Here is a 19494-nt window from a genome sequence, read left to right on the forward strand (position 1 = left end):
TTAGGGCTTTTGGCTATTTTATTTTGCATAAAAACCAGGATATTTTGATTACACTTGATTACACTTTCTGTCACTGCTGAATTTGACTGCTTCGCAGGAGATATCGTTTTTTTCGTTCTCACAGCTTCGGAAGAAACAGAGGCTATCTTTATAAAATCTTGAAAATTAGCTGTTACCATAGCAGTATCAAGTCAGAAACCCGCCGTAAGCCGTGGGTTTTTGTCCGCCGCGCTACCCGCCTAATATCCATGTATGCATGGCGGCACTGATCGGTGGCTGCGGGAATCAAAAGGGAGGTATAACTATGGAACAAACAAGTTACAAACCGGTTGACAGAGATGAGATGGAGGATGTTAAGATGCAGGAGTACGTAATAAGGACAAAACAAGTCTCTAAAAAGTTTAAAAATACCTATGCGGTGAAAGACCTGTCTATGTCTGTAAGAAAAAATACAGTATACGGATTATTAGGACCTAACGGTGCTGGTAAATCCACATTATTAAAAATGATTACAGGAATCATCAGACCGACTTCAGGTGAAATTTTATTCGAGCATCATCCGTGGACCAGAAAAGATTTGATGAATATAGGTTCATTAATCGAATCCCCGCCGCTGTATGAAAATTTAACGGCATTCGAAAACCTAAAAGTGCGGGCAACTCTTCTGGGGATTGGGGAAAATAAATGCGAAGAAGTCTTGCGGAAAATGGACTTACTGGATGCTGAAAATAAAAAGACATCCGATTTTTCTCTGGGAATGAAGCAAAGGCTGGGCATTGCATTGGCGCTGCTTAATCGCCCGAAGTTGTTGGTTCTCGATGTAAACTGGGGCAGGGGTTTTGGCTGTGTATCTTGTGCATAGAGTGATAAAGGATGGAATATGGGAACGGTATACACAGATGATATGAAAATATGTGTATGACGTAAGTGAGCAATTTGGATATCTGGTATGGGATAAAAGAATCTTAATACCAGTTTTTTTATTTCAGATATAGCTATACAAAGATAAAGTTGGAGTTCTATGAATCAATTATTAGATTACTTTATCAAAATCAAAGGTCTAGACTTAGGGAAATGAATAGTTGAAAACTAGATATATTGATGAAATGCATAGAGAACACTACAAGATTTAAGATAGTATCCATATTAGAAATATGTTATAATTACATAAAATATTAGTTGAGGTAATAAATATGGAGGAAATATCATTTATTCACTTGTCAGATATTCATTTTCGTAAGACTAGTGGAAATAGCACAGATATTGACAATGATTTAAGAAACGCTGTGCTGACTGACGTTAGATACAATGCAAAAGAACAGTTAAAAGATGTTAAAGGAATTTTAATTGGTGGAGATATTGCTTTTGCCGGACAAAAGGAAGAGTATGTGAATGCTAAAAAATTTCTGAAGTCATTAGTTAATTGTTTGGATATTGATGAAAAAAGTATTTATTGTGTTCCTGGAAATCATGATGTGAATCAACAAATGGTAAAAGATAGCATTAGTATATATAGTGCACAGCATGCGATTGAAGAAGCAAAATCAATTGATGATGCAGATTGGTTTTTAGACAAACATATGCAGGATATGGCAAGTCCGAACTTATTGTTTAGAACAATGGAGGAGTATAATGACTTTAGTGCACCATTCGGTTGTAATATAAACTCAAGAAATACGTTTTGGACAGCAAGTTTTCAACTAGATTACAATATGAAATTGAAAATACGTGGAATGAATTCTTGTATCATATCTAATCATGAGGATCATAAAGTTGAAAATGAAATCAGAAAAATGGTTGTAGGGCAAAGCCAAATTCCATTATATGAAGAAGACACAGTATGGGTATCCCTTTGTCATCATCCAGTTGAATTCTGGAAATTTTTAAAGGATATGCAGAATAGATTGGACAAACGTTTTGATATCCAGTTATATGGTCATAAACACGAACAAAGTGTTAACATAAATTCAGAAAGACTTGTCGTTAGTTCTGGTGCAACACAACCATCAAGGGGAAAAGATTGGGTACCAAGATATAATTGGATTAGCTTTAAGTGCTATAAAAAGGAAAACGATAGATACATAAAAGTTAAGGTATTCCCAAGAATTCTTTCGCCTGATAGAGACAGATTTATAGCAGATTATGAAAATTGTGATTCGGGTAAAAAATATTTTCAGTATGATTTAAATATCGATGAAAAGAGGCGGAAGAATTTATCAGATTCTGAAAAACGAGTAGACGAAAAAAAAGTAAATGTTTTGGCAGATAAACCAATAAAGGTGGGGGTAGAGAAAGATATAATTTATTACTTCTTCGAACTATCATATATTCAGCAACAAGAAATTTTATCAACCGTGGGGTTACTTAAAGAAGAATATCAAGGGAAAAGATATGCAGAGGTTATTGAAGAAATATTATCTGATGCAGAGGATAAAGGATGTTTAAAAACACTATCTGAAATGATAAAAAAAGCTGTTTCTAAGTAAACAAATTGGAGGGAGTTATTATGGATTTAGAAAAAATGTTTTATAAGTGGTATAAAATGATAAGTTTAGATACACCGACAAAACAAATTGAGGACAGATGGGAAGGAATTAAGGTTGCTGTCGATTATTACCGAAATGAAGAATTAGTATCTGACTTAATTAAATTATATTATAAGATACCTTCTAATATAGAGACAAAAACTGAATTCACAGAGTTCTTTAGTAATATAGACAAAGGATTTGATGAAGATAATGACGAAGAAATTTCTATATTAGTAGGAAGTGTATTGGCACACTTGCTACAAGAGGATAATGCCGTATTTATAGCTTTTGCTTTACAAGTATTGGCACCATATTATGAAAGTAAATTAAAAGAGTTATTGGATTTAGCAGATGCAAAAATAGCTGAAATGTCAAAGGAATTTAATGGTAATAATTTTGAACAGAAAAAAATTAAAAAACTTGATCCAGAATGGGAGACTGAATTGACAGACGATGGACAACTTTCTGAAACGGCTGCTGTTGTCTTAATTGATATAATTAAATTATTACAAAATAATTTGGAAATTGTATATTCAAAAAATGAAGCATTGCAGGAAGAAAATGAGCGCTGTCAGGAAAAAACACAAATACTTAGTTGGATAATGGGAGAATGGAGCGATATTATAGGAGGTCCCCTTTCAGAGATTTTTGATATTGATGCCGCAATAGTATTGGGAGTAGAATTGGCTGATTTGGTAAAAGTTTATCCAGGACCTTATGCTGCTGAAGCGTTTTTAACTAAGATGTTGGGAAAATGTAAAAAAAGTGAAGGAGGGGAGACATTAATCTCCTTAACGGATTTAATAGATAGTCAGGAAATAGCTTTAAAGGAAGAAATAATTAAACGTTATGGTGATAATTGTGACATAAGGAATCTACCAATTTTAGCTGCTTTAAAATGTTCGTTAGGGGTTGACGAGAAAAAAGCATGGGTTCCATTTTACAAAAAAGCATGGAAAATTAATCCGGATGAAGTAAAAGTTGAATTATCTAAATGGACAAGATTAGTATATTTAGAATGTATGACCAGTAATTACTAAAACATGGGGAAATAATATGAGCGATGTAAGTATAGATGAGAAACAACATGATATTGATGAAATCTTAAATGATGATATTGATGTTGAGAGTAATGAACAAGAGGAAACAGATGATACAGAAATTACAATTGAAAACAACAGTTATCAAATATGTTCAGGCGAAACATTAAATTGTAAAGAAGTATACAAGATTGCTGCTAAAGAGAACACAAAAGTAGTTGTTTTTGTAGGACCGGCTGGGAGTGGTAAAACAACCATTGAGACCAGTATTTATCAGTTGTTTCAGAATACTCCAATTGGAAACATGTATTTTGCTGGTTCCACGACACTACAAGGATATGAACAAAGGTCTTTTTATACTAGAACAAAATCACAAAGAGATTCACCAGCAACACTGCGTACTAATTTAGAATCAGATAACCCTTTCTTACATTTAAGGGTTTGGCAAAGTGAGAGAGATATGATACATAATTTTATGTTTGCAGATTTATCAGGTGAAGTTTTTGAAGCGCATATTGGTCGGATAAATGATGTTAAAAAAGATTTTTATTATATGGATAGAGCTAATTACATTATTGGGGTGTTAGATGGGAAACGTTTACAAAATAAACGAAAAATACAGAGTACAGTGTCAGGTATAATTGAACTGATAAGGACATTTTGTGATGCTGGTCTGATTAACGAAGAGTGCATCTTACAGATTGTTTTTAGTAAATACGATTTGTTGAGTCAAATTACTGATGTAGAACAAGTCATAAGTAAGGTTAAAAAGCAAATAGAAAAGCGTTTGGATGGATTGTTTATCAATATTGAATATTTTAATATTGCTGCAATGCCAGAAGTTACAGATTCGTTTGCAGTAGGTTATGGACTTCAGGATTTGATGTATAGTTGGATTAAAAATCGAAATTCTAAATCTGTTAGAAAAAAAGTGGAATTAGTGGAATTGTCTGAGTTTGATAAATTATATAATAAATTTTTGGGAGTTAAAGAATGAATAAGAATTTTTTTATTATGGGGGCTCCTAATGCAGGTAAAAGTACTTATTTAGCTGCATTATGGTATAGTATTAATCAGAAAGAGGTTCCGACCATGCTAACATTAAATAAAATGATTGGAGATGTACAATATCTTTATCGGTTAGAAGAGAAATGGTTGGATGTAGAACAGCTAGAGAGAACAGTTATAGGACAAGAAGTCCCTAAACTATCTGTTTCGTTAGCAGATAATAATAATAATATTTTAAAGTTAGAATTTCCAGATTTGTCAGGGGAAACATTTCAAAATATATATGAGTTGCGAGAAATGTCTCAAGAATTGCATGATCTAATAAGTAAATCAGATGCCATATTGTATTTTATTAATATTGTTAATATATATCCACTACAATTTATATCTGAGATACCTGAACATTTGCGTAATAAACATGAAGAAATAAAGGAAAGAAAGCCTAGTCAACATGATCCAACACAAGTGCAGATTATTGATTTATTACAAGCAATATCGGAAATTAAGCATAAAAAAATCAAGTTAGGAATTATATTTTCTGCATGGGATTTACTTGGTGCTGATGAGACAATGAATCCTAAGGAGTTCTTAAAACAACATATGAATATGTTATGGCAATATATGGAAGCTAATACTAATAAATTTGAAGTCAATATTTGGGGAGTAAGTGCATTAGGGGGGAAAATTGAAGATTACGAGAAGTTAATTAATATAGAAGATCAGGTAAATAGAATTAAGGTTGTTAATGAAGAAAATATAAATTCTCATGATATTACATCAATAATTGCAGAAATGTCAGGTGAATCGTATGACAATTGAAAATCTCTATATAAATCAAACATTGCATGGCTATTCAAATGGACATAGGTTAATTTCCTCTTCAGAAAAAATGAATGATAACGATGCAAAAAAAATGACCATTTTGAGTGATTTATCAGGAAATGAATTTGTTACCGGATTCGAAAAATATTATACGGGTTATAGTTTAGAGAATAACAAGATAGTTATAGCTTGCACATGGTATGCTGATGAGATGAGTAGACCGGGTTGTGTCTGGACTCATTCACTTATATTTGATAATACAGCTTTTCAAAAATATAATAAAATAGGTGATATTTTTTCATTATTTAAAAGACCATCTGTATATGAGAAGTTTACTTATTATGAAAAACCATTAGTAATGCATTTTGATAAAGAATTAAATATAAATGATGAACAATTGAAGTATATTATTTGGTGTATATGGGGGAATAAAAAACCAATTATCATTTTTAATAATGATTCAGCTGAGTATGAAAATGAAATAGTATATTTATTTTTGACTCAAAATGATCTATTAGGCTTGAATTTTTCATTTTGTACAGGATCTATATCATTAAGAAGTTATGATAATCAGATATTACAGTTACAGATATCTCCCTATAAAATTTCACGGAGTAGGTTATCTATCGGTGATAAGGCATTTGAGGCGAAGGATAGAAAGATAATAAAAAATTATCCAATGTGGGTGAATAAGGTATTAGAATATATGTTTTTTGATAATATGAAAGATTTTAAAAAATTTAGAGCAGGTTTTTCTTCAAAATATAAGCAGGTCGATTACTTTTCGGCATTTGTAAAGTTATATGTTGGTTCAAAGGCAGATTGCGGAAAATTAAATTTAAATAACCTGTTGAAAATGGCAACTGCAATTTTTCAGGATAAAAAAGGTATTTGCGATGAAATATTGAAATTACATAAACAGGGATATTTTACCAACTGGATGGGAAAAGAAGAATATATTGAAACGATAGAATTCTTATTAAATAATCAATGGTTAGATACATCTTTATTTGATTTTAGTGCAATGTTAAATAAGGGATTTGGTACTGACTACTTTGGAGCTAAAAGACTGTTTAAAAAAATAATAAAGCTAGATGAAAATCCTGTGGTTGAAGAGGTTTTAAATATATATTCTAAAATCATACCAGAGGATAAATTTGTTGATTTTACTGATTTAGAATATGCTGGTTGTAGCGCACTTGTTACTTTAAATTCTAACTATGCTACATGTCCTAGACTTTGGAATCAAAGTAAAGGATATCAGCAAGGAATTATAGGATGTCTAGACAAATCTTTTAAAACGGAAAGCACTATTAACAGAATTATAGAGGGTATTCTGCATACAAGTAAATATGATCTTTCATCTGAATTATATAAAGTATATGGTAAACATTGCTTTAAATCATTTTGGGAGTACCTTTTACTTAATAGATCAGGGGACAAAGCCAACGGGATTAAGAATATAGTAAAAAAAGATGTAATTGGCGGGGTTCAAAAAATAAAGAATAATTTAAATGATAGGGCAACATTATTATTTTTAATAGATATTGTTGACTCTTACGATTTATCAATTCAACAGTTAAGTAATGAGGATTATAAGATATTGTTCTCGACAGTTAAAAGCCAAAAATGCAGTCAGGGAGAAGAAGAGACATTAGCCAGCTTTTTCATTCCAATCTGTATTACAGGAGAATATTTATTGCCTGTAGATATAGCAGAATATTCTTTTTCCATTGTTAATAGTTTACTTGCAACACAATCATTTCCAGAAGAAAAATGGGAAAAATTGGAGAAGTTATTACCACAAGTGGCATACTACAATAATTGGGATAAATGTAAAAGGTTAAGAAAAGGATTTAAGAAAAAAGGCTATCAAATTAAAGATTCAAAAGTTGATAAATTACCAGTGCATCTCCTATAATATAAATTGAGATACAAATTATATGGTAATTTTAAAAATAAGAGTTTTGCTCTCCCTTAAAGGGCAATCCAATTTATTAATAATCTTTAATCACGGCAATCCTCTATGGAAGTATATAGGATGTAAGGTTACTGTATTAAAAAACAGGTAGTAGGGTAATGATAGCTAAATATATTTATTACAGTTGTAGAGTCATTTCTTATGTTGCTCTTGAGTTTGTGTCAAATTAAATATTCGTAAAAGCGGTCGATATTGAGTATTAAAAACTCAGAATCGGCTGTTTTTATATATACTTGACAATGTGCTATGAATCTGAAGATAGTAAGTGTATAGACATCATACTATAGATTTAAGATAATAGCCTCACCAAGTTGAAAAAGTTGAGCATCAACTGTTTATACATCTCAGGGAGGGTATAATCTTTTGGTATCCACAACATCTTTAGTTGCACGTCAGTATCGACTTCGTGAATGGGCGGAGTAGATTTACAAATGCAACAACAGTCCAGCAATCTTAGTGTTAAGGAATGGTGGAGTCAACATCATACTACTGTTGCTAATTCAGATCCTGCTATTGTCCTCCCCACTGCCGTCAATCAGGTATTCATATGATACATCAAAAATCTCAGACAGGGCCTTCAGCTCCAAATCAGTGACATACCTTTTGTTCGTTTCAATCCGGGTAATCACGTTTTTATCCATATCATAACCAGCCAACTGCAGTTTTTCCGCTAAATCCCTCTGGGAGAGGCTGTTCTCTTTACGGAGCGCAATCAAACGCTGGCTGATTAGATTTTTTTCACCGGTCTTTGTACGTGGTTTTGGCATAAGTGCCCCTCCTGTAAAATGAATTAAGACATATTGTCTCATTTTTTGCACTTTTCTATTGATTTTACACGTGAAAGAGGGTAGAATCGGTTGTAAAAGTGATACAAACCAGAAACTCAAGTGAAAGGATGCTGGATAAGGGGGCATAAAAATGACAATTGCCGCATAAAGGGGCAATCAGAGTTGGAGATATTATTGCAGAAGGAAGTAAGAAGATCAAAATAAGTTTTGATAGATTTTTTCGTAGTAGGTATTATGGGAAATTATCTGATACATAAGAAGGGGAAGAGTATAAAGAAAGAACAGGCTTAAAAGCATTGAATATAAAGCTATGTACATAATAAAGAAGATATCTATAAAAAGAATGCTCAAGAAATAAAATACCGTATCGGAGCAGACGGATACCTCCAGAAATGTTATGGAGTAAGATTACAGCAGGCCACCGAAAAAGGCGTTGATGTCTGTACCGAATATTTTAGACAGGGCAACCAGTTCGCTGACTTTTATGTTCATTCGGTTGGTTTCTAACTTTGCGTATGTACTTTTGGATATTTCTATACCCATCATGCCAAGTTTTGCTATTACCTCATCCTGTGTAAGTTTGCTCTGATAGCGCAGTGCCTGAATATTTTGTCCAATGTCCATATCTGGTCTTATTTTCTGCATAATTTACCCCTTTCATAAGAAAAATGTTTCGCAATAAGGAAACTTTAATATTGATTTTACGGGTTTTATTATCTATAATGTTTCGTAATAAAGAATTATTAGCAGCAGGGAGGAAAAATATGCAGCGGACGGATATGGAACGGTTTGCATTCCTGTATCTATGCGGTTCAAAAGATGAGGCGATTCTGACAGGAAAGGAAAAGATGGCTTATTCAGACTTTGACAGGCTGACTTATCTGACGGATTTTTTTGGATTTACATCTTATAACCTGGAAATCTGGAATCAATATGTTGGGCTGTTCTCGGAGCAGTTTGAGGTGCTGACACAGCTCATCAGCGAAGATTATCCGGAGGAATTGAATTTCTCAGGAGATGATAGCATATACCGGCTTCATGATATGTGGATTTATGATTTCTGTAAGAATGCTTCGACAGAGGATCTGCAGGAATGGTTGACTCAATATACGAAAGAAATATACGAAGAAAGTGGATTGGAATATAATGAAACAGAGTCAGAGGGCTGACAATAAGAAATGAGAGGACAGGCAGGCATATGGTTGAAAAAACCAAGTGCCGTGCCTGTTTTTTGCTATAGATTCGAGGGGAGGTGAGGATGCTGGAAAGGAAAGAAATAAGCGTATACGAATTGCTGGCAGCTGCCAGAGAGGCTCAGGGAACTAACTATGTGAAAGGGGATGGGATACTCTGTGAAAAACGGTTCCGAAAAGAAACAGCCCATATGGTTGAATTCTTGATCAGGGAAGGGCAGGATGTTTTTGAAGGGAAGGGGGAATACCACAGGAAGTTCCTGACAGAAAAAGAATATCAAAACATACTTCTTCAGGTGAAACAGGGAAAAATCAGGATAAAAAGACATGCACAGATACAAGGACCTTTCCTTTGCTATACCCCGATCCCTGATTCCCAAAATATTGGGAAGAACACTCCAAAAAGAATCACCAACTGGGAAAAAAGATGATGACTTCGTACGAAGAACACGCCCATCATCCGGTAGGAAATCTTAAATATAATTATAACCAGGACATTAAAAAAGAAGAGAGGATGTGATGCTTATCATTATAGGAATCGACCACGGATATTATGCCATAAAAGGAAGCCATGTGTGTTTCCCAACAGGACTTGAAGCGTATGATTATGAGCCGTATACCATGCAGAATGTCCTGCAGTACCAGAACAGCTATTATGTCTGCGGTACAGGACGTCAGACGCTTTTAAAAGACAAGACGGCGAATGACAATTATTATCTGCTGACTATGGCAGCCATTGCACAGGAAATACGTTATCGGAAAGCGGAAAAGAAAACAGGGGTTGTTCTTGCAGCCGGTCTTCCCCTTGCCAGTTTTGGCAGGGAAAAGCAGCTGTTTAGGGAATATCTGTTTCGGAAAGAGCAGCCACTTTGTTTTCGATATGAAAATGAAAACTATGTGATTCAGATAGAGGATGTGAAGCTGTTCCCCCAAGGCTATTCTGCACTGGCGCTTCACCCTGAATTCATCAATGGGGAGCCTTCTGTCCTTCTGATTGACATCGGGGGATGGACGGTGGACCTGATGCGGCTGGACAATGCTGTTCCAAATGCGGGAACCTGCCGCAGCCTGGAGTTAGGTGTCATACGGTGTATTGACGAAATTATGGAGCAGGTTCGAAGGAAGACAGGACTGTCTGTGACGGATGTTCAGATTGAGCGTGTTCTGGGCGGCAGCTCCTGCAGCATGGAGCAGGAGGCGAAAGAAATCATCCAGCGGCACGGCAGGCTGTATACTGAACGGATACTGTCTTCTGTGATGGAGGCCGGTTTTGATTTAAGGGCAATCCCGTCTGTATTCATGGGTGGGGGAGCCGCTATCGTGAAGCGCCACGTGACGCCGCAGGATGGGCTGTGCCGGCAGATTTTCCTTACAGACGTCCATGCCAACGCTTCCGGGTATGAACGGATTGTAGGGCAGATGTGGGCACAGTGAAACGTCCCGTTTTTTCATTCCGCCCCAACATGGACCATGCGGATCACAGGCAGGCATGGGACATATTGTCACGTGTCCCGGAAGGGCAGAAGAACCAATACCTGGTCAAGGCAATCCTTGAGGTGCAGGAAAGAGATTATCTGGAACGGGTCATCCGGGAAACTGTTCGGGAAGAACTGAAAAGTGGCGGTATGCCACGCTCTGAAGCACCTGTGACAGAAACAATCCCAGATCAGATGTTGGATTTTTTATCGAATCTGGAAAGCAGTGGGTAAAGGAGGTGATGCCGATTGAGGGGGTAATTGTACCATTTTGAATCTGCCCGGTTCTACATAGATACATGGTTGTATATGCTTCGTTTCCTGGACTTTCAAGGGCTGATATTTGTTGGGTATTGTGAATAGCTTTCCATACATCTTTGGAGTATGTTGTGTATAGCAAAAGAAAGGAGAGATACAGATGCCAGAGATGAAGAACATATGCGGAAAAATCCCTCTGGACCTGCATGAGAAGGTTCGGCAGGAGATTGAGCAGACGGAGAGCAGCACACAGAAATTTATACTTCAGGTCATTGAAGAGCATTTCAGCAAAGGAGAGATGGGCATGGAAATGAGGACAGTAGCAGTACAGGTATCGGAGGAGCTTTTTGGAAGGCTGAAAGCAGTCATCGTGAAGAAAGGGTGCAAACAGAAAGAGTTCCTGCTTGCCATTATCCAACAGGCTATCGAAGCCGAGGAAGCAAAATATGGGCAGGCAGAGGCACATGAGCCGGAGGCAGGAGAAATACCGGAAGAAAGCGCAGAATGTCAGGAGGAGCCGGAAATGGAAGCGTCAGAGGACTGTGCCGGAGCATCAGAGGACAAGGAGCCAGTGAGGGAGGATTCGGATGCGGAAGCAGCAGAGGAGGACGGGCTTCCAGAAGTAACAGGGGATTCATGGCAGGAAGAAACAGAATAACAGAAACGAAGGAAGAAACGGTGTGGAGCGATCCATGCCGTTTCTTTCGTCAAATCACAAAGTGAAGGAGGCTGATAAACGCAACCATACGATTTTTTGATTTATTCAGCGGAGTCGGGGGATTCCGCGAAGGCCTGAGAAGAGCCGGAGGATTTACCTGTGTGGGGCACTGCGAAGTGGATGCCCATGCGGATAAGAACTACCGGGCACTGTTTGATACGGAAGGGGAGTGGTTCTGTAATGACGCAAGAAACATTGACACCGGAGAAATGCCAGATTTTAATCTGCTTTGTGCGGGATTTCCCTGCCAGTCATTTTCAATCGCTGGAAAAAGGGGAGGCTTTGCAGATGCCAGAGGGACTCTCTTCTTTGAAATTGCAAGACTGCTTAAAGACAGGCGGCCTGCATATTTTCTCCTTGAAAACGTACCCGGTTTGCTATCACATGACAAAGGGAGGACGTTTTACACCATCCTCAGTACGCTTTCAGAACTGGGGTATCTTGTGGAGTGGAAAGTGCTTAACAGCAAGGATTTCGGAGTCCCACAGTCAAGAAAGCGGGTGTATCTTGTCGGATATCTTGATGGAAGATGTGCCGGAAAAATATTACCTTTCCCAGAAACAAACGGAGCAGCTCTTATACAAGTCCGTGCAGGAAAGCAGGGGGAAAGGGTCTACCACCCCTCCGGCGTAAGCTGTACCCTGACTGCCGGGGCAGGAGGGATGGGGGGAAAGACTGGACTGTATGAGTTTGGCGTGCCTATCAAGGAGAATACGAAAAAAGGATATAAGATTGCATATCCCGGTGACAGCATTGACCTTGGGTATGCTGGAATGAATACGAGGAGAGGCAGGGTGGGGGATGCAATCGCCCATACATTGACAACCGGAAGCTCACAGGGAACACTGGACTTTGAGGATGAACTCCTATCCCATAAAATAGCGGGACCAGACCAGCGTCTGGCAATGAACCGGAATAATGGCATAAACAGCCAATCAGGGGAACATTTCGGATTATTGGAGGAAACAGAGCCAAGGGCGGTACTGACCCCGGCAAAAGAAAATCCAAGGCAGAGTGGCCGCAGGATGAGGGAACCAGAGGAACCTATGTTTACAATTACAGCTACAGACCGGCATGGTGTCATCCACCACGGGAGGATCCGGAGGCTGACACCGCGGGAGTGTCTGCGGCTGCAGGGTTATTATGATTCCCAGATTGACCGGATGATGAAAGAAACCTCAGATAATCAGCTATATAAGCAGGCAGGAAATGGTGTCACAGTAAATGTGATTGAAGCCATTGGAAAGCGGCTTCGGGAAATGGACATTCAGTTGGGACAGAATCCAGACAATGAGGAAAGGTAGTGACTGTTTATCGATATACAGGGACAATATTTCGGAACAGAGATTGAGATGACCGGGATCACAAGGAATGAGGCGGCAGAGGCTGTGGGGGAACTGTTTGGAACCATACCATATTATATTGGTACTTATTACAGAACATGGGGAGTAGAAGACCCGGAGGGGAAGGAATGGAAATTCACGTATGACAGCAGCATCCATGCCCAAAGGCGGGAAGGTGACCGCTATATCAATGCAGGAAAAGACTACAAGACAGAGATGGTCAGCCCAAAGCTTGAATACTCCGAGATGGAAAAACTGCAGAACGTTGTGCGGTGTCTGCGGCAGCATGGTGGGAAGGTGAATTCTTCCTGTGGGATGCATGTCCATGTGGATGCGGCGAACCATACCCCGAGGAGCCTCAAAAATGCCCTGACGATTATGTATTCCAAGGAAGATATCCTGTTCAAGGCATTAAAGGTCAATCCATCAAGGGTGGAGCAATGGTGCAAGAAAGTAAGGGGAAATGTGTTGGCAGACATCCGTAAGATGCCATCTGGCACCATGTCTATGGAACAACTCCGTCGGCTCTGGTATGAAGAACAAAGAAACGGCGGATACTCCCACAGCCATTATGACCAGACAAGATATTATGCTTTGAACCTCCATGCGGTCTTCGACAAAGGGACTGTAGAATGGCGGTGTTTTAACAGCACCCTGCATGCAGGGAAGGTACGGGCGAATATTACGCTTGCCCTTGCCATATCTGCACAGGCAATCAACCAGAAATGTGCCCACATGAGAAAAACGGAGATTACAGAGAATCCCTGCTTTACATTCAGGACATTCCTGCTGCGGCTGGGTCTGATTGGACCAGAATATAAGAATGTCCGGGAACATCTGCTTGCAAATCTGGAAGGGGACAGGGCATGGAGGTATGACAAAAGCAATTATGAGTGTCTCAGGAAAAACGTGGAGACACGGTAGGAGGTGTTTGAGATGGAAGAAAGATACTATTTTGCCTATGGCAGCAATATGAATTTGGACCAGATGGAGTTCCGATGCCCGGATGCCGTAGTAGTGGATAACGTCCGGCTGGAGGATTACCGGCTGGCATTCTGCGGAAGAAATCCGGGAAACGGCGTGGCAACCATCTTGCCGGAAAAAGGAAGCCATGTGGACGGGGTGATGTGGAAGATTACTCCACGCTGTGAGGAAAGTCTGGACCATTATGAAGGATATCCCCATTTATATGGAAAAGAGATGGTGAGTGTTCGTAAACAAGGGGGTATGCAACAAGAAGTGGCAGTTTATGTCATGAATGCCCCTTATAAGGACTGCCCGGCAAGACCTTCGGATTTTTATCTGAAAGGGATCTTAGAAGGGTGCAGGCAGAACCAGCTTCCCGTGGAGCCAGTCATGGATGCTGTGAAACGCACAAAACAGGAGCTGGGGGAAGCGAAACAAAAAGGTAGAAGCTGCAGTGAGAAGTGGATGGGCAGATGACCGCAGGGAAGAGAGTTTCCCTGCGGTTTTGCAATACGAAAAAGGACACCACGTAACAGTGGATGGGAAGGAGCATGATATGGAAACAAGAAAAATGAAAAAGAGGGCTATCGCATTGGGACTTGCCCTGTTGATGGGAATAAGTCCCTTTGGCAGTGCCGCAGCTTATGCCTCGGAAAACAGTACAGAGTCAGTGGAATCAGAAGCGGAGGGTATTACATTTACTGATACAGCAGGAACAGAAATGATAAATTCCGTAACGGCAGAAGATATCACAAAAGATGTATCGGACGATACCTTCGTGGTAGAAGACTGCATGGAGGGAATCATTTACGATGCCTCCACGGAAGAGGTGACACTTGCCGGCATCGAAGCAGAGGGCGGCGATGCATATCATCCGGATCGGGCAGGAACGTATATTGCGAACTATATGGTAGTGCCCAAAGACCAATCAGATGTTTATTATATCACCCGTAAGGTCGTACTGACTGACACAGAGGGAGAGGCACATGGGGAAGCGAATGGTGGGGACAGGCAGAAGGAAGACACTGCTTCTGAAGAGGACTCGGAGAATGCTTCTGCGATGGAACCAGAAGTCAAAGTTGTCAGTAGTGCTGAAGATGTGACACTGGAAACAGTGCAACAGTTAGAAGAAAAGATTGAATCTGGAAATGTCATGGTATTTTCAGGTGCAGCTAACAATTTTTCAGCCAGATCCAGCGTCACATTAGAAAAGGGAGAAGACATCTATTACCCTGATTATATTGGAAATTATCTGACCAGCTGGTTCTGGGTGAATGGGAAGATTGCATATTGTCTGGAATCCCACAAGGCAACTCCCCCAAGTGGTGATTATGTTGCCGAAGTACTGGATTCCAATAAGGCATTACAGAAGATTTTATATTATGGGTACGGCGGCGCCGGGGATGTGACAGGCAGTTATCTGTCAGGAAAGAGTGCGGAAGAAAAAAATGTCTATACCCATATTGCAGCAAGCTACTCTTATGCAGGGGAAGCAGCGTTCACCGGCTGTGATTATAATGACTTGGTCAATGCAGGCGTTATCGCCTATATTGACTATCTGACTGGGCTGGAAGAGCCGCCGAAAGGAGAAATCTCCCTTTCGGGGACAAGCGTGAAAGCTGTCAGAAGCGGGGATGTGCAGAGAACACCGGATATCAAACTGAATGGGGATTACCGGAATTATATTTCCATTGATATCCCTAAGAATGTGACCGGATATAATAAATCAAAAGGGACTTCGGCAACGAACGGAAAACTTCAGGTTTACGGGGGCGATACCTTTTATCTGGAAGCGAAGATGACCGTATCGGGTGCGTATTCTTCCGGCAGTCTGAAAGGCTCTGTGGGAGAAACCTGGAGAACCCTGGTACTTACAACAGGGGAAGCCGATCAGGATATCGGTGTCTTTGAATCAGAAAACGCACAGCCGGTAAGCTTCAGGGTGGACTGGCTGGAGATGGCAAGGATTGAACTGGAAAAGAAGGATAAGGAAACCAGCCATCCTCTATCTGGGGCAGTTTACGGCATCTATACAGACTCTGCATGTAAAAACAAGCTGATGGAGATGCCGATGACCGATGGAAACGGAAAGGCGGTCAGTGATTATTTTGATGCAGGTCTCAAGAAGGTATATGTAAAGGAAATTACACCCCCTACACACTATGCCACAAATAAGACGGTGTACCCAGTTTCGGTAACAGCTGGAAACATAGTAAAGGTCGAGGCAGTCGACCAGCCCATTAAGGGAGAAATCACGCTGAAGAAGATTGACGTGGAGACACAGGCATTTCTGGCACAGGGTGATGCAGAACTTACCGGGGCAGTCTATGGACTGTATGCAAAGGAAGATATTCAAAAACCGGATGGAACGGGCATCTTACATAAAAAAGGCACCCTGATCCAGCAGAAAACCATAGGAGAAAGTGGGGAAATAAAGTTTCAGGACCTGTATCTGGGTGCGATGTTCATCCGGGAGATAACAAGTCCGGTGGGTTATCTGCCAGATCCAGTTGAAATTGATGCAACACTTACGATGGAATCACCGAAAAAAGAAGTGGTCGTAAAAGCAGTCACTTCCAAAGAACAGGTCATGAAGCAGGCATTCCAGATTATCAAGGTTTCCGAGGACGGGGAGCAGACGGAAACGGATTTAGTGGAAGGTGCAGAATTCACAGTTTATCTGATCAGCGATTTATCTAGAGTAAAGAACGGCAGCCTGAAACCATCCAATGGTTCCGGGTATACAGCGGAAGACTTTACTGCTTATGATTTTACGAAAGAAACACCGGCCGTCACCTATGAAAATGGCAAGGCAGTGAAGGTGCCTGTACTTGTGACGGATGGGAAAGGGTATGCCAAGAGCGTGGAGCTTCCCTATGGAGCCTATATCTGTGTGGAAACTAAGACACCGGCTAATTTAAAACAGGTAAATCCTTTTGTGGTCACAGTAAGCAAGGACAGCCGGGAGCCACAGCAATGGAGAATCTTTGATGACAGACCCTTTGATTTTCTTCTGAAGATTGTAAAGAAAGATGCCCAGACCAACCAGCCGGTTCTCAAGAATTCCGCTGTTTATAAAATTTATGACTGTGAGAAAGAGAAATATGTGGAACAGGTCATCCAGTACCCGGAGAAAGGGAAAATCTCAGAATTTTCCACCAACAGTCAGGGGTTTCTGGTGCTGCCACAGGCACTGAAAGCGGGACACTACCGGATTGAGGAGATTTCTGCCCCTGATTCTTATGTAAGGCAGGGATATGAAAAGAGCCTGAATGATGCGGAAACAGTGTTTTCTCCGCTGGATGTAACCGATAAGGGCATCTACGAAGAGAATCCAAAGGAAGGAATCGAGCTTATAATCAATACCGATACCCCGCATCAGATAGATCCGGATACGGGCGCATACCTTGTGGAGGTGACGCAGTACAACGATGAGCAGGTGGGAAGCCTGACGCTGAGAAAAGTGGGCGGGCAGTTAAAAACCGTCAAAGGAGAATCCGTTCTTGAAAAAGTAGCAGGATTTTTCTCTGACCTGAAGGATGCAGTTACCGGATCAGGTACAGACGAGACAGGAATCCGACAGGAATTTGTTTATGAAGAGGGCAGCGTGGAAGGAGCCGTTTTCGAGCTCCATGCAAAAGATACCATCTATTCTCCAGACGGTGCGGTAGATGAAGCAGGGAAGCCGGTTGTTCGTTATCAGAAAGATGACTTGGTAGCGACTTTAACAACGGATGCCGAGGGAATCAGTATCGTCAATAACCTGCCGCTGGGCACGTTTTATCTGAAAGAGACGAAGGCAGGCGAGAATTTTGTCCTAAATACGGAACAGAAAGAATTCACGCTGTCTGCCGGGGATGATACGGCGGCAGTTGTCTATGAGGGAGTCACTTATAAAAATGAACGTCAGAAAATAAAAATCTCCATCCATAAGAAGGACAGCATATCCGATAAACCGCTGGAGGGCGTGACGTTTGAATTGTATGCGGGGGAAGATATCTTATCTGCACAGGGCAAAATTCTGATTCCGAAGGATACCCTGATTGAAACGAAAGCAACCGATGAAGAGGGAAACCTTATCTTTGACAGCGAGGTATGCCACGGAAAATATTATGTAAAAGAACAGCATCTGCCGGGATATCTTCCAAATGAGGAAATCTGGGAATTTGAAGCTGCCTATGAAAATCAGGAGGAGAGCCTGGTTGAGATTACGAAAGACATAGAGAACCAGCCAACGGAATCCCATTTTACCAAGACGGACCTGACCACTGGAGAGGAACTGGAAGGGGCATCCTTACAGATTATCGACAGTGAGGATAATATCGTGGAGGAATGGATCAGCACGAAAGAAACTCATGTGGTATATGGACTGCCGGAGGGTGACTATATTCTGCATGAAGAACTTGCTCCTCTTGCAGATGGCTATGTGTCTGCAGCAGACGTGGAATTTACGGTGCTGGAAGATGGAAGTGTCGCAAAGGTGGAGATGAAGGATGAATATTCTAAAGTGGAGATATCCAAGACAGATATCACAACCAGAAAAGAACTGAAAGGGGCAAAGCTGCAGGTCATTGACAAGGACGGAAAGGTTCTGGAAGAGTGGGTAACCGATGGAAAGCCGCATCAGATAGAAAAGCTCCCAGTTGGGACAGAACTGACCTTGCGTGAAATCACAGCTCCGGAGGGGTATGTAACTGCGGAGGATGTAAGATTTACGTTGGAGGATACCAGAGAAATACAAAAGGTAGAAATGAAGGATGAATGCTCCAAAGTGGAGATATCCAAGACGGATCTCACAACCGGGAAGGAGCTGGAAGGGGCAAAACTGCAGATTCTGGACAAAGACGGAAAGGTTCTGGAAGAGTGGATGACCAACGGAAAGCCGCATCAGATAGAAAAGCTTCCGGTAGGCATAGAACTGACCTTGCGTGAGATCACAGCCCCGGAGGGCTATGAGATTGCGGAAGATGTGAAATTTACATTGAAAGATACCACAGAGGTTCAGAAGGTAGAGATGAAAGATGCAAGGATCCCGGAAAAACCTGTGGCATCTGTACCGAAAACAGGGGATGACCCGTTAAAGCCTATTCTACTGCTGGCCCTCTGTGCCGTAACGGCGGTGGCTTGGATTGCAGTCACTATCCGCAGGAGAAAGAGAAGGAAAGCAGATGAGAAGGAATAAGGGCAGAATACTGCAGGTTATCCTATTCCTAAACTTTGTGGTCAGCAGCGGAATTCTGATGTATGATTTGGTGATATCCCCAAAACAGAATCAGGAAATGGCAAAACAGCTAAAAGAAGAATTTGGGAACAATATGAATAGCGGCGCTATGTTCGGCAATTTGGGCAGATTTGCCGCCGCGGATTACTGAAG

General features: G+C 40.4%; 17 protein-coding genes and 1 pseudogene. 16 read left to right on the forward strand and 2 right to left on the reverse strand.

The window, feature by feature from the left end:
- Nucleotides 1-358: 358 nt before the first annotated feature.
- From BN1938_RS19690 to BN1938_RS19715, 6 genes and pseudogenes are all read left to right on the forward strand, one after another.
- Nucleotides 359-820: pseudogene (locus BN1938_RS19690) on the forward strand (ATP-binding cassette domain-containing protein); the annotation flags it as partial.
- Nucleotides 821-1193: 373 nt separating this feature from the next.
- A complete protein-coding gene (locus BN1938_RS19695; RefSeq protein WP_050642152.1) occupies nt 1194-2486 on the forward strand; it encodes a metallophosphoesterase in 1293 nt (430 codons plus the stop codon).
- A 20-nt stretch (nt 2487-2506) separates the two neighbouring features.
- Nucleotides 2507-3568: a GTPase-associated system all-helical protein GASH gene (locus BN1938_RS19700; RefSeq protein ID WP_050642153.1), complete on the forward strand. Its 1062-nt coding sequence runs from the start codon at nt 2507-2509 to the stop codon at nt 3566-3568.
- 16 nt (nt 3569-3584) lie between these two features.
- Nucleotides 3585-4565, forward strand: a complete 981-nt coding sequence (locus BN1938_RS19705) for a TRAFAC clade GTPase domain-containing protein (RefSeq protein WP_050642154.1) — start codon at nt 3585-3587, stop codon at nt 4563-4565.
- Nucleotides 4562-5395 carry a TRAFAC clade GTPase domain-containing protein gene (locus BN1938_RS19710; protein WP_050642155.1) on the forward strand — a complete coding sequence of 278 codons (834 nt, stop codon included), beginning with the start codon at nt 4562-4564 and terminating at the stop codon, nt 5393-5395. Before BN1938_RS19705 ends, BN1938_RS19710 begins: the two co-directional genes overlap by 4 nt.
- A complete protein-coding gene (locus tag BN1938_RS19715; protein ID WP_050642156.1) occupies nt 5385-7319 on the forward strand; it encodes a GAP1-N1 domain-containing protein in 1935 nt (644 codons plus the stop codon). The genes BN1938_RS19710 and BN1938_RS19715 overlap by 11 nt, the downstream gene beginning before the upstream one ends.
- Nucleotides 7320-7879: 560 nt before the next feature.
- Here the strand turns inward: BN1938_RS19715 and BN1938_RS19720 are convergent.
- A complete protein-coding gene (locus BN1938_RS19720; protein WP_050642157.1) occupies nt 7880-8146 on the reverse strand; it encodes a helix-turn-helix domain-containing protein in 267 nt (88 codons plus the stop codon).
- Nucleotides 8147-8575: 429 nt separating this feature from the next.
- Nucleotides 8576-8812, reverse strand: a complete 237-nt coding sequence (locus tag BN1938_RS19725) for a helix-turn-helix domain-containing protein (protein WP_050642158.1) — start codon at nt 8810-8812, stop codon at nt 8576-8578.
- A 119-nt stretch (nt 8813-8931) separates the two neighbouring features.
- On the opposite strand from BN1938_RS19725, the gene BN1938_RS19730 reads away from it, so the two are divergent.
- The 10 genes from BN1938_RS19730 (at nt 8932) to BN1938_RS24025 (ending at nt 19492) form a co-directional block, all read left to right on the forward strand.
- A complete protein-coding gene (locus tag BN1938_RS19730) occupies nt 8932-9336 on the forward strand; it encodes a hypothetical protein (RefSeq protein ID WP_050642159.1) in 405 nt (134 codons plus the stop codon).
- An 89-nt stretch (nt 9337-9425) separates the two neighbouring features.
- Nucleotides 9426-9791 (forward strand): DUF5720 family protein, encoded by a 366-nt coding sequence (locus BN1938_RS19735; RefSeq protein ID WP_050642160.1) that lies wholly within the window; start codon nt 9426-9428, stop codon nt 9789-9791.
- An 88-nt stretch (nt 9792-9879) separates the two neighbouring features.
- Nucleotides 9880-10794: a ParM/StbA family protein gene (locus tag BN1938_RS19740; protein WP_330581591.1), complete on the forward strand. Its 915-nt coding sequence runs from the start codon at nt 9880-9882 to the stop codon at nt 10792-10794.
- Nucleotides 10782-11069: a plasmid segregation centromere-binding protein ParR gene (locus BN1938_RS19745; RefSeq protein WP_330581592.1), complete on the forward strand. Its 288-nt coding sequence runs from the start codon at nt 10782-10784 to the stop codon at nt 11067-11069. Before BN1938_RS19740 ends, BN1938_RS19745 begins: the two co-directional genes overlap by 13 nt.
- A gap of 184 nt (nt 11070-11253) precedes the next feature.
- Complete coding sequence (locus BN1938_RS19750) at nt 11254-11751, forward strand: hypothetical protein (protein WP_025654247.1); 498 nt, start codon at nt 11254-11256, stop codon at nt 11749-11751.
- A gap of 71 nt (nt 11752-11822) precedes the next feature.
- Nucleotides 11823-13115, forward strand: coding sequence for a DNA (cytosine-5-)-methyltransferase (gene dcm, locus BN1938_RS19755; protein ID WP_050642162.1), 1293 nt, complete (start codon nt 11823-11825; stop codon nt 13113-13115).
- A gap of 9 nt (nt 13116-13124) precedes the next feature.
- Nucleotides 13125-14078, forward strand: coding sequence for an amidoligase family protein (locus BN1938_RS19760; RefSeq protein ID WP_082203085.1), 954 nt, complete (start codon nt 13125-13127; stop codon nt 14076-14078).
- Nucleotides 14079-14090: 12 nt separating this feature from the next.
- On the forward strand, nt 14091-14597 hold the full coding sequence (locus BN1938_RS19765; protein ID WP_050642164.1) for a gamma-glutamylcyclotransferase family protein: 507 nt from the start codon (nt 14091-14093) through the stop codon (nt 14595-14597).
- A 79-nt stretch (nt 14598-14676) separates the two neighbouring features.
- Complete coding sequence (locus BN1938_RS19770) at nt 14677-19302, forward strand: SpaA isopeptide-forming pilin-related protein (RefSeq protein ID WP_050642772.1); 4626 nt, start codon at nt 14677-14679, stop codon at nt 19300-19302.
- On the forward strand, nt 19289-19492 hold the full coding sequence (locus BN1938_RS24025; protein WP_050642165.1) for a hypothetical protein: 204 nt from the start codon (nt 19289-19291) through the stop codon (nt 19490-19492). Before BN1938_RS19770 ends, BN1938_RS24025 begins: the two co-directional genes overlap by 14 nt.
- Nucleotides 19493-19494 lie beyond the last annotated feature (2 nt).

This window comes from Eubacterium sp. SB2 (genome assembly GCF_001244405.1).
Lineage (GTDB): Bacteria > Bacillota > Clostridia > Lachnospirales > Lachnospiraceae > Faecalicatena > Faecalicatena contortus_B.

Bases quoted from the DNA above. Each gene is read 5' to 3' on its own strand.
- BN1938_RS19730 (WP_050642159.1), top strand. From the start codon at position 8,932: ATGCAGCGGACGGATATGGAACGGTTTGCATTCCTGTATCTATGCGGT.
- BN1938_RS19705 (WP_050642154.1), top strand. From the start codon at position 3,585: ATGAGCGATGTAAGTATAGATGAGAAACAACATGATATTGATGAAATC.
- BN1938_RS19740 (WP_330581591.1), top strand. From the start codon at position 9,880: ATGCTTATCATTATAGGAATCGACCACGGATATTATGCCATAAAAGGA.
- BN1938_RS19765 (WP_050642164.1), top strand. From the start codon at position 14,091: ATGGAAGAAAGATACTATTTTGCCTATGGCAGCAATATGAATTTGGAC.
- BN1938_RS19710 (WP_050642155.1), top strand. From the start codon at position 4,562: ATGAATAAGAATTTTTTTATTATGGGGGCTCCTAATGCAGGTAAAAGT.
- BN1938_RS19770 (WP_050642772.1), top strand. From the start codon at position 14,677: ATGGAAACAAGAAAAATGAAAAAGAGGGCTATCGCATTGGGACTTGCC.
- BN1938_RS19700 (WP_050642153.1), top strand. From the start codon at position 2,507: ATGGATTTAGAAAAAATGTTTTATAAGTGGTATAAAATGATAAGTTTA.
- BN1938_RS19720 (WP_050642157.1), bottom strand. From the start codon at position 8,146: ATGCCAAAACCACGTACAAAGACCGGTGAAAAAAATCTAATCAGCCAG.
- BN1938_RS19715 (WP_050642156.1), top strand. From the start codon at position 5,385: ATGACAATTGAAAATCTCTATATAAATCAAACATTGCATGGCTATTCA.
- BN1938_RS19725 (WP_050642158.1), bottom strand. From the start codon at position 8,812: ATGCAGAAAATAAGACCAGATATGGACATTGGACAAAATATTCAGGCA.
- BN1938_RS19735 (WP_050642160.1), top strand. From the start codon at position 9,426: ATGCTGGAAAGGAAAGAAATAAGCGTATACGAATTGCTGGCAGCTGCC.
- BN1938_RS19750 (WP_025654247.1), top strand. From the start codon at position 11,254: ATGCCAGAGATGAAGAACATATGCGGAAAAATCCCTCTGGACCTGCAT.
- BN1938_RS24025 (WP_050642165.1), top strand. From the start codon at position 19,289: ATGAGAAGGAATAAGGGCAGAATACTGCAGGTTATCCTATTCCTAAAC.
- BN1938_RS19695 (WP_050642152.1), top strand. From the start codon at position 1,194: ATGGAGGAAATATCATTTATTCACTTGTCAGATATTCATTTTCGTAAG.